At 42.4% G+C, this 1,809-nt stretch carries 4 protein-coding genes; 2 read left to right on the plus strand and 2 right to left on the minus strand.

Annotated features, from left to right (window positions below):
* Positions 1 to 233, plus strand: a 233-nt coding sequence (locus tag IAQ59_RS21855; protein ID WP_209332982.1) for a hypothetical protein, incomplete at its 5' end; no start/stop codon positions are given.
* A gap of 150 nt (positions 234 to 383) precedes the next feature.
* On the opposite strand, the gene IAQ59_RS21860 is transcribed toward IAQ59_RS21855, so the two are convergent.
* Together IAQ59_RS21860 and IAQ59_RS21865 are read right to left on the minus strand one after the other, a co-directional pair.
* Positions 384 to 722 (minus strand): HepT-like ribonuclease domain-containing protein, encoded by a 339-nt coding sequence (locus tag IAQ59_RS21860; protein WP_209332983.1) that lies wholly within the window; start codon positions 720 to 722, stop codon positions 384 to 386.
* Complete coding sequence (locus IAQ59_RS21865; protein ID WP_209332984.1) at positions 709 to 1,002, minus strand: nucleotidyltransferase family protein; 294 nt, start codon at positions 1,000 to 1,002, stop codon at positions 709 to 711. The genes IAQ59_RS21860 and IAQ59_RS21865 overlap by 14 nt, the downstream gene beginning before the upstream one ends.
* Before the next feature lie 377 nt (positions 1,003 to 1,379).
* On the opposite strand from IAQ59_RS21865, the gene IAQ59_RS21870 reads away from it, so the two are divergent.
* On the plus strand, positions 1,380 to 1,658 hold the full coding sequence (locus tag IAQ59_RS21870) for a hypothetical protein (RefSeq protein ID WP_209332985.1): 279 nt from the start codon (positions 1,380 to 1,382) through the stop codon (positions 1,656 to 1,658).
* Positions 1,659 to 1,809 lie beyond the last annotated feature (151 nt).

Genomic DNA, 1,809 nt, shown 5'->3' on the forward strand with positions numbered 1-1,809 from the left:
CTTTGGGTTGGTCGAAGACTTTGCTACAGGTATTTTTGATTCCTTCCCGTAACGAAGGAGACAAATCCATCTCTATTTTCCTTCGCGTCTTGGCGCCTTTGCGTGAACCTCTTTGTCGGATAGCCTGCCAGTGCAAATGGTTCGATGTACATTTACTTTTTCAGAAAAAGGAAGTGATAAGTGGGTTTAGGATACTACACCCAGTTGGACGTTGGGGGTTTTACCTCGACTAGATCTGATTATACCCCACTTGCGCCGTATTGATAAAAAGCAAAGTCTCTTCATGATCTTATCTCTTAGTTAACAATAATAGTATGTAGAGATTCCCTAAAGTTTCACGTGGTTAACCTGTCGAAATAGTGCGTTCTCTTGTAGCGAGTAACCTACTCGTTATCCAAGATCTCTTCGATTTGCTTTTTTAATTCTGGCAGTTTATCCGTTATTACTGCCCAGAGGGCCCAGAGATCCACACCAAGATAATCGTGAATTAGTTTGTCTCTCATTCCCGAAATTTTCTTCCATTCGATAGCTGTATTTTTCAACCGGAAATCAGCGGAGAGTTTTTTTGTAGCCTCACCTATTACCTCAAAGTTCCTTATGACACCATCTTGAATAAGAGAATTCTTTAAAAATTCCTCCAGTGAAATTGATTCTGTATAGCTTTCTATTTTAATTATGCAATCGTAAATGTGATTTATATAAATCAGATTATCCTTCTGCATAAAATATGTTTTTCAAATCCCGCTCAATATGAGGAATCAGCTTAGGGGATATTGCTCTTTTAGTAACGAGTTCAACGTTCATGTTCAGTATTTCCGAAAGTTCAATTTCAGCCCCGATAATATCTAGCAGGTTCACTGTACGTTGGAAGTCGACTAGGATATCCAAGTCACTATCCTCTTGGTTTTCCCCGCGGGCAAAGGAGCCGAAAATACCAATCATTTTTGGCGAATAAGGTTTTAACACCTCAATAATCATATTTTTTTGTTCTTCGGTGATCATTTGTGCACAATATACTAAGATTTCAGCATTGTTTCTATTTTATGCTTGACCATTCGTGAGGGATTGTGACGAATCACAGTTCCTTGCAACGCGCTCAACCGCAGGTCTATGTGAATTAGCTCCTAAATAGCTCCCAAGGTGTTCTTTGCGTTTTCTGTGTGTCTGTGGCGTGAACCCCTTCTCGAAATGGCCGAAAAGTGACAAGCCTGCCAAAAAATATACCTGCTAAATTGTGCATATAAAACCCCCGTGAGGTCTTATTTGCTGTAGTTGGCTGAAAAAAAGGGTCACCACGAAGGACACGGAGTTTCACAGAAGGCCCAAAGGTTTTTTAAAAATCTTGGTGTATACGATACCTATTTTAACATTCTACTAAGATGACAGGGCTACGCCACTTTGGATTGATCGTAGGCTATGCTACTGGCTTTTTGATTCCTTCCCGCAATGAGGGAGACGATCTCATCCCTTCTTTTTCCTTTGCGTCTTTGCGCCTCTGCGTGAACCTCTTTTTCCCGGAACGACTGACGGGCATGTTGAAGATCTCCCGGCTAACGCCCCTGGATGGTTGTTGGGAATATGCGGATTCTACCAAGATGACAGGGCTACGCCACTTTGGATTGGTCGAAGACTTTGCGATAGGTTTTTTTGATTCCTGATGGAAACGAGGGAGATGGACTCATCCCCTCTTTTTTCTTTGCGTCTTTGCGCCTTTGCGTGAACCCTTTCTGCCGGAACGACTGACGGGCATGTTGAAGATCTCCCGGCTAACGCCCCTGGATGGTTGTTGGGAATATGCGGATTCTACCA

The sequence above is a fragment of the Lunatimonas salinarum genome, from assembly GCF_017811155.1.
GTDB lineage: Bacteria > Bacteroidota > Bacteroidia > Cytophagales > Cyclobacteriaceae > Lunatimonas > Lunatimonas salinarum.